The sequence below is a fragment of the Streptomyces sp. NPDC001922 genome (genome assembly GCF_042891165.1).
Lineage (GTDB): Bacteria > Actinomycetota > Actinomycetes > Streptomycetales > Streptomycetaceae > Streptomyces.
In genome coordinates, this window is record NZ_JBIASV010000007.1 from 425,752 (window position 1) to 433,627 (window position 7,876).

A 7,876-nucleotide genomic window follows, 5' to 3' on the forward strand; every position below is an offset into this window, starting at 1 on the left:
CCGGCCGCCGGACCCCTGCGCGCAGCAGGCCCCACGACACCCGGCGGCCGCCTCCACTCCTTCTCCGCAGCCGCACCGCGGCACGCCGGAGAGACGACCGATGAAAGGCAGCGAACATGTCAGCGACGGACCCAGCAGTGGATTCCCGCCGCGCGGCGGAACCGGGACGAGCGCCCCGGGCCCCGCGCCGGGTGGTCATCACCGGAATCGGTGTCATGGCCCCCGGCGGCACCGGCACCAAGGCCTTCTGGGAGCTCATCACCTCCGGCCGCACCGCGACCGGACGCATCTCCTTCTTCGACCCCGCGCCGTACCGCTCCCAGGTGGCCGCGGAGTGCTCGTTCGACCCCCTCCTGGAAGGACTGACACCCCGCGAAGTCCGCCGGATGGACCGGGCGACGCAGTTCGCGGTGGTCACCGCCCGCGAGGCGGTGCAGGACAGCGGGCTGGCCACGGCCGGACTCGATCCGGCCCGGACCGGCGTGACCATCGGCAGCGCGGTGGGCGCCACCATGGGACTCGAGGAGGAGTACGTCGTCCTCAGCGACAGCGGGCGCAGCTGGCTGGTCGACGACTCCTACGGAGTACCCCATCTGTACGGGCACTTCGTGCCGAGCAGCATCGCCGCCGAGGTCGCCCAGGCCGTCGGGGCGGAAGGGCCGGCCGCCGTCGTCTCGGCCGGCTGCACCTCCGGGCTCGACTCCGTCGGCTACGCCCGCGAACTGATCGCCGAGGGCAGCGCGGACCTCATGGTGGCCGGGGCCACCGACGCCCCGATCTCCCCGATCGCCGTGGCCTGCTTCGACGCCATCAAGGCCACCACCCCGCGCAACGACGACGCCGCGCACGCCTCCCGGCCCTTCGACCGGAGCCGCAACGGCTTCGTCCTCGGGGAGGGCGCCGCGGTGTTCGTCCTCGAGGAGTACGAGCACGCCCGCCGGCGCGGGGCGCACATCTACGCGGAGATCGGCGGCTATGCCTCCCGCTGCAACGCGTTCCACATGACCGGGCTGCGCCCGGACGGCCGCGAGATGGCCGTCGCCATCACGGCCGCCCTGGACGAGGCCCGGATGAACCCGGAGGACATCGCGTACATCAACGCCCACGGCTCGGGCACCAAACAGAACGACCGCCACGAGACCGCCGCCTTCAAACGCAGTCTCGGTGAACACGCCCGTCAGGTCCCCGTCAGCTCCATCAAGTCGATGATCGGGCACTCCCTCGGTGCGATCGGCTCCATCGAGATCGCCGCCTGCGCCCTGGCCATCGAGTACGGGGTGGTGCCGCCCACCGCGAACCTGCACACCCCCGACCCGGAGTGCGACCTGGACTACGTACCGCTGGTGGCCCGCGAGCAGCCGGTGGACACCGCCCTCACCGTGGGCAGCGGCTTCGGCGGCTTCCAGAGCGCCATGGTGCTCACCCGTCCCGCGGAGAGGAGCGCGGCATGAGGACCGCACAGCGGCCGGAGACCGCCGTCACGGGGCTCGGTGTCGTCGCGCCGAACGGGCTGGGCGCCGAGGAGTACTGGACCGCGACGCTGAAGGGCGCCAGCGGCATCGGCCGGATCAGCCGCTACGACCCCAGCGGATACCCGTCGCCCCTCGCGGGCGAGGTCCTCGACTTCACCGCCGAGGAGCACCTGTCCAGCCGGATGCTCCCGCAGACCGACCGGATGACCCGGATGGCGCTGGCCGCCTCGGACTGGGCGCTGGCCGACGCGGACGCCGACCCCGGGCAGCTGCCGGAGTTCGGCATGGGGGTGGTGACGGCCAGCTCCTCGGGCGGCTTCGAGTTCGCGCAGAACGAGCTGCAGAAGCTGTGGAGCAAGGGCCCCGAATACGTCAGCGCCTACCAGTCGTTCGCCTGGTTCTACGCGGTGAACACCGGCCAGATCTCCATCCGGCACGGCATGCGCGGACCCAGCGGCGTGCTGGTGACCGACCAGGCCGGCGGCCTGGACGCGCTGGCCCACGCGCGCAGGCACGTACGCGGTGGCATCCCCCTGGTCGTGTCCGGCGGGATGGACGCCTCGCTCTCGCCCTGGGGCCTGGTGTCGCTGAACACCAGCGGCCGGCTCACCCGCTGCGCCGACCCGGAGCGGGCGTACGCGCCCTTCGACGCCGGGGCCGACGGCCATGTGCCCGGGGAGGGCGGCGCGATCCTCGTCCTGGAGGACGCGGCGGCGGCCCGGGAGCGCGGGGCACGCAGCTACGGCACGATCGCCGGGTACGGGGCGACCTTCGACCCCGCGCCGGAGACCGGGCGGGAGCCGGGGCTGCGCCGCGCCGTCGAACTGGCCCTGGCCGACGCCGGGGCGGGTGCCGCGGAGATCGACGCGGTGTTCGCGGACGCCGCCGGGACCCGGGACCTCGACCGCGTCGAAGCCGAGGCGCTGACCGCGGTGTTCGGGCCGTACGGGGTCCCGGTGACCGCACCCAAGACGATGACCGGGCGGCTCTACTCCGGCGCGGGCTCCCTCGACGTGGCGGCCGCCCTGCTGAGCATGCGGGACGCGATGGTGCCGCCGACCCTGCACGTACCGGAGCCCGCCGACGACTGCCCGCTCGACCTGGTCCGGGACACCGCCCGCGCCCTGTCCGTCCGCACCGCGCTGGTGCTGGCCCGCGGGCACGGCGGCTTCAACGCGGCGCTGGTGCTGCGCGCTCCCGACGCCGACGCCTGACCGGCACCGCGTTCCCCGAACCGCCCGCCGGACACCGGTCCCTGACCGGTACGGCCCTTCACCGGCCACCTTCCGCACGGCGCCGTCCGGTGCTCGGGGGCGCCGACGGCCATCACACCGGTCGGCCCTCACGCCCCCGGCCGGTACTCCGGAGGGTGCCCTCCGGACCTCCCTGATCCGCCGCGGCCCGCACCCGGGCTCCCGGCTCCGCTGCTCCGGAGCCGGTTCCGACCCGACATGAGAACGGAAACCACCATGACCACCACCGAACTGACCCTCGACGACCTGAAGGGCATCATGCGCGCCTGCGCGGGCGAGGACGAGAGCATCGACCTCGAGGGCGACATCCTCGACGTACCCTTCGCCGACCTGGGCTACGACTCGCTGGCCCTGCTCGAAGCGGCCGGCGCCGTCGAGCGCCGGCTCGGCGTCAAGCTCTCCGACGACGCCGTCGGCGAGGCCGGCACCCCGCGCCTCTTCCTGGCCCTGGTCAACGCAACGGTGTCCTCGCCCGCCTGACCGGCCCCTTCGCCGGCCCGGCCCCCGCGGCCGGGCCGACGGCCCCCGACCCCAGCAGACAGCACGGAGGAGAACCCCATGGCGAACGACACCCGTACCGACACCGTGATCGTCACCGGCGGCACCAGCGGCATCGGCCTGGCCGTCACCGAGCGGCTGGCCGAGCAGGGCGCGAACGTCTTCATCTGCGCCCGGAACGAGGAGGACCTCGCCGTCACCGTCAAGGGGCTGAGCGGGCGCGGACTCCAGGTGGACGGCAGGCGCTGCGACGTCCGCTCCCGGGACGACGTCGCCCGGTTCGTGCGGGCGGCCGTGGAGCGGTACGGCCCCGTCGACGTCCTGGTGAACAACGCGGGCCGCAGCGGTGGCGGAGTCACCGCCGACCTCGCCGACGACACTTGGTACGACGTCATCGACACCAACCTCAACAGCGTCTTCCTCATGACCCGCGAAGTGCTGACCACCGGCGGCATGCGGGACAAGGAGCGCGGCCGGATCATCAACATCGCCTCCACCGGCGGCAAGCAGGGAGTGGTCCTCGGAGCGCCGTACTCGGCGTCCAAGCACGGTGTCGTCGGCTTCACCAAGGCCCTCGGCCAGGAGCTCGCCCCGACCGGGATCACGGTGAACGCCGTCTGCCCCGGCTACGTCGAGACCCCGATGGCCCAGCAGGTCCGCACCAACTACGCCCGGATCTGGGACACCGACGAGGAGGCGGTGCTGCGGAAGTTCGAGACCAAGATCCCGCTGGGCCGCTACTCCACGCCGCAGGAGGTCGCCGGCCTCGTCGGCTACCTGCTCACCGACCTGGCCTCCTCGATCACCGCACAGGCGCTCAACGTCTGCGGCGGCCTCGGCAACTACTGATCGCCGGCAAGGAACCGCCGGCAACGACTGAACGCCTGCAACGACTGAACCACCGGCACCTACGGAACGGCCGGTACCCACGGCAGAGCCGGAACCCCACGGAAGAGGACCTGCACATGAAGACCGTCGAGCACACCACCACCGTCGCGGCCCCGCCCCGGACGGTGTACGGCATCATCGCCGACACCGGCCGGTGGCCCGTCCACTTCGAGCCCACGGTCCACGTCGAGCAGCTGGAACAACGGCTGGAGCGGGGGAGCGGCACCGAGCGCTTCCGCATCTGGGCGGTCGCGGGGAAGGAGGTCAAGAGCTGGACCTCCCGGCGCGAACTCGACCCCGAGGGGCTGCGCGTCACCTTCCGGCAGGAGGTGTCCCAGCCGCCGGTCGCCGCCATGGCCGGCGCCTGGATCCTGCGCCCCGGGCCGGACGGCGGAACCGCGCTCGCCCTCCAGCACAGCTACCGGGCCGTCGGCGACGACCCCGGCGACCTGGCGTGGATCGACGAGGTGACCGACCGCAACAGCCGCACCGAGCTGGCGAACATCAAGGCGCTCGCCGAAGCGGCCGCGGAGCGGGAGGAACTCACCCTGTCCTTCGAGGACACCGTCCTCGTCGACGGCGACGCCGAGGACGTCCACGCGTTCATCCGCCACGCACAGGACTGGCCCGAAAGGCTGCCGCACGTCTCCCGGATGGTGCTGCGCGAGGACGACCCCGGCGTGCAGATCATGGAGATGGACACCGTCACCGCCGACGGCTCCCGGCACACCACCTCCTCGGTGCGGGTCTGCCTGGACGGCACGCCGCGCCGCATCGTCTACAAGCAGACCGTGCTGCCGCCACTGCTCACCGCCCACACCGGCGTATGGACCGTCGCGGCCGCGGGCGACGGGGTCGCGGTGACCTCCGGGCACACCGTGGTGATCAGGCCGGAGGCGGTCGCGAAGGTCCTCGGTGAGGGGGCGACGGTCGCCGACGCGCGCGAGTTCGCGCACACCGCCCTCAGCGGGAACAGCCGGATCACGCTGGAGCACGCCAAGACGTTCGCCGAGGGCCGCCGCACCGGCACCCCGCGCAGCCGGGCCTGACGGGGACCACCGCGACCAGGGAGTGGGGAACAGCATGCGTACCGCCCGACAGACCGTGTCCGAGAACCCCGCGGGAGCGCCGGCCCCGCCCCGTCCGCCCGCGGCAGGGCCGGGGCCGGCGCCTGGGACGACAGGCCGGCCGCCGGAGCGCTCGGCGCGCGACCGCCTGGCCGAGCTGGGTGCCGTCAAGGAGTCGGCACGGCAGGGGCCGGACCCGGCCGCCACCCGGCGCCAGCACGAGAAGGGCAAACTGACCGCGCACGAGCGGATCGGACTGCTGCTGGACGAGGGCTCGTTCACCGAGATCGAACCCCTCCGGCGGCACCGGTCGACCTCGTTCGGCCTGGAGCGGCGGCGCCCGCACTCGGACGGGGTGGTCACCGGCTGGGGCACCGTGCACGGCCGGACGGTCTTCGTCTACGCCCATGACTTCCGGATCTTCGGCGGGGCGCTGGGCGAGGCCCACGCGGCGAAGATCCACAAGGTCATGGATCTGGCCACGGCGGCCGGAGCGCCGCTGGTCAGCCTGAACGACGGGGCCGGCGCGCGGATTCAGGAAGGCGTCACCGCGCTGGCCGGCTACGGCGGCATCTTCGAGCGCAACACCCGTGCCTCCGGGGTCATTCCGCAGATCAGCGTGATGCTCGGGCCGTGCGCGGGCGGCGCGGCCTACTCCCCGGCCCTGACGGACTTCGTCTTCATGGTCCGGGACACCGCGCAGATGTTCATCACCGGGCCGGACGTGGTGCAGGCGGTCACCGGCGAACGGGTGACGCACGACGGCCTGGGCGGCGCCGACGTCCACGCCGCCACCTCCGGAGTGGCCCACTTCGCCTACGACGACGAGCAGTCCTGCCTGGAGGACGTGCGGTTCCTGCTGTCGCTAATGCCGTCCAACAACCGGGAGCTGCCACCCGTCGAGGACTGCGAGGACCCCGCCGACCGCCGGGTCGACGCCCTGCTGGACCTGGTCCCCGCCGATCCCAACCGCGCCTACGACATGACCGCCGTGATCGAGGAGATCGTCGACGACGGGGCGTACTTCGAGGTCCAGCCCGCCTGGGCGGCCAATGTCGTCTGCGCCCTCGCCCGGCTGGACGGCCGCGTGGTCGGCGTCGTCGCCAACCAGCCGCAGCACCTCGCCGGGGTGCTGGACATTCCCGCCAGCGAGAAGGCCGCCCGCTTCGTGCAGTTCTGCGACGCGTTCAACATTCCGCTGGTGACCCTGGTGGACGTGCCGGGCTTCCTGCCGGGGCTGGGCCAGGAGCACGGCGGCATCATCCGGCACGGCGCGAAACTGCTCTACGCGTACTGCAACGCGACGGTGCCGCGGATCTCGGTCGTCGTCCGCAAGGCCTACGGCGGCGCGTACATCGTCATGGACTCGCGCTCCATCGGCGCGGACCTCGCCCTCGCCTGGCCCACCAACGAGATCGCGGTGATGGGCGCGGACGGCGCGGCGAACGTCATCTTCCGCCGGGAGATCGCCGCCGCCGACGACCCGGACGCCGTACGGGAACAGCGGATCAAGGAGTACCGGACCGAGCTGATGCACCCGTTCCACGCCGCGGAACGGGGGCTGGTGGACGATGTCATCGACCCGGGCGACACCCGGGCCGCGCTGATCCGCTCGCTGGCGATGCTCCGCGCCAAACACGCCGACCTGCCGTCCCGCAAGCACGGGAACCAGCCCCAGTGAGCGCGGTGTCCGGGGACGGGCTGCGGGTCCTCCACGGGAACCCGGACGAGACGGAGATCGCGGCGCTCGTCGCGGTGCTGCTCGCCCGGGCCCGGTGGGCGGCCCCGCCCGGGCCGGCCGGGAACGCGACGGAGCGTGCGGAATGGGAGCGGGCGGCCCGCCGGGCGTCCCGCCCCGCCCGCTCCTGGATGGGGGGAACATGAGAGAGAACGGAAACGTCGTGCGCAAGGTGCTCATCGCCAACCGAGGCGAAATCGCTGTCCGCGTTGCCCGTGCCTGCCGGGATGCCGGGATCGGATCCGTAGCCGTCTACGCCGATCCGGACCGGGATGCCCTGCACGTCCGCGCGGCCGACGAGGCCTACGCGCTGGGTGGTGACACACCGGCCGCCAGCTATCTGGACATCGACAAGGTCCTCAAGGCTGCCGCCGACGCGCAGGCGGACGCCGTCCACCCCGGCTACGGCTTCCTCTCGGAGAACGCCGAGTTCGCCCAGGCGGTGCTGGACGCCGGTCTGACCTGGATCGGCCCGCCGCCGCAGGCCATCCGCGACCTGGGCGACAAGGTCGCCGCCCGGCACATCGCGCAGCGGGCCGGCGCGCCGCTGGTGGCCGGTACGCCCGACCCGGTCTCGGGGGCGGAGGAGGTCGTGGCGTTCGCCGAGGAGCACGGCCTGCCGATCGCGATCAAGGCTGCCTTCGGCGGCGGCGGGCGCGGTCTGAAGGTCGCCCGCACTCTGGAGGAGGTCCCGGAGCTGTACGACTCCGCGGTCCGGGAGGCGGTGGCCGCCTTCGGCCGCGGGGAGTGCTTCGTCGAGCGCTACCTGGACAAGCCCCGGCACGTGGAGACCCAGTGCCTGGCCGACACCCACGGCAACGTCGTGGTGGTCTCCACCCGTGACTGCTCCCTGCAGCGCCGGCACCAGAAGCTGGTGGAGGAGGCCCCCGCCCCCTATCTGAGCGAGGCTCAGAACCGGGAGCTGTACGCGGCGTCGAAGGCCATCCTGAAGGAGGCCGG

General features: G+C 73.0%; 8 protein-coding genes. All 8 read left to right on the forward strand.

The window, feature by feature from the left end:
• Positions 1–116 precede the first annotated feature (116 nt).
• Positions 117–1,451 carry a beta-ketoacyl-[acyl-carrier-protein] synthase family protein gene (locus ACFYYR_RS15795; protein WP_388852465.1) on the forward strand — a complete coding sequence of 445 codons (1,335 nt, stop codon included), beginning with the start codon at positions 117–119 and terminating at the stop codon, positions 1,449–1,451.
• Positions 1,448–2,686: a ketosynthase chain-length factor gene (locus ACFYYR_RS15800; RefSeq protein ID WP_388852468.1), complete on the forward strand. Its 1,239-nt coding sequence runs from the start codon at positions 1,448–1,450 to the stop codon at positions 2,684–2,686. Before ACFYYR_RS15795 ends, ACFYYR_RS15800 begins: the two co-directional genes overlap by 4 nt.
• A gap of 255 nt (positions 2,687–2,941) precedes the next feature.
• Entirely contained in the window at positions 2,942–3,205 is a 264-nt protein-coding gene (locus ACFYYR_RS15805) for an acyl carrier protein (RefSeq protein ID WP_388852471.1), read from the forward strand.
• Positions 3,206–3,283: 78 nt separating this feature from the next.
• Positions 3,284–4,072 carry an SDR family NAD(P)-dependent oxidoreductase gene (locus tag ACFYYR_RS15810; protein ID WP_388852474.1) on the forward strand — a complete coding sequence of 263 codons (789 nt, stop codon included), beginning with the start codon at positions 3,284–3,286 and terminating at the stop codon, positions 4,070–4,072.
• Positions 4,073–4,188: 116 nt separating this feature from the next.
• Entirely contained in the window at positions 4,189–5,160 is a 972-nt protein-coding gene (locus tag ACFYYR_RS15815) for an aromatase/cyclase (RefSeq protein WP_388852477.1), read from the forward strand.
• A gap of 34 nt (positions 5,161–5,194) precedes the next feature.
• Entirely contained in the window at positions 5,195–6,859 is a 1,665-nt protein-coding gene (locus ACFYYR_RS15820; protein WP_388852480.1) for an acyl-CoA carboxylase subunit beta, read from the forward strand.
• On the forward strand, positions 6,856–7,062 hold the full coding sequence (locus tag ACFYYR_RS15825; protein ID WP_388852483.1) for an acyl-CoA carboxylase subunit epsilon: 207 nt from the start codon (positions 6,856–6,858) through the stop codon (positions 7,060–7,062). The genes ACFYYR_RS15820 and ACFYYR_RS15825 overlap by 4 nt, the downstream gene beginning before the upstream one ends.
• A 17-nt stretch (positions 7,063–7,079) precedes the next feature.
• The coding region (locus ACFYYR_RS15830) for a biotin carboxylase N-terminal domain-containing protein (RefSeq protein WP_388852568.1) at positions 7,080–7,876 on the forward strand (797 nt) is incomplete at its 3' end.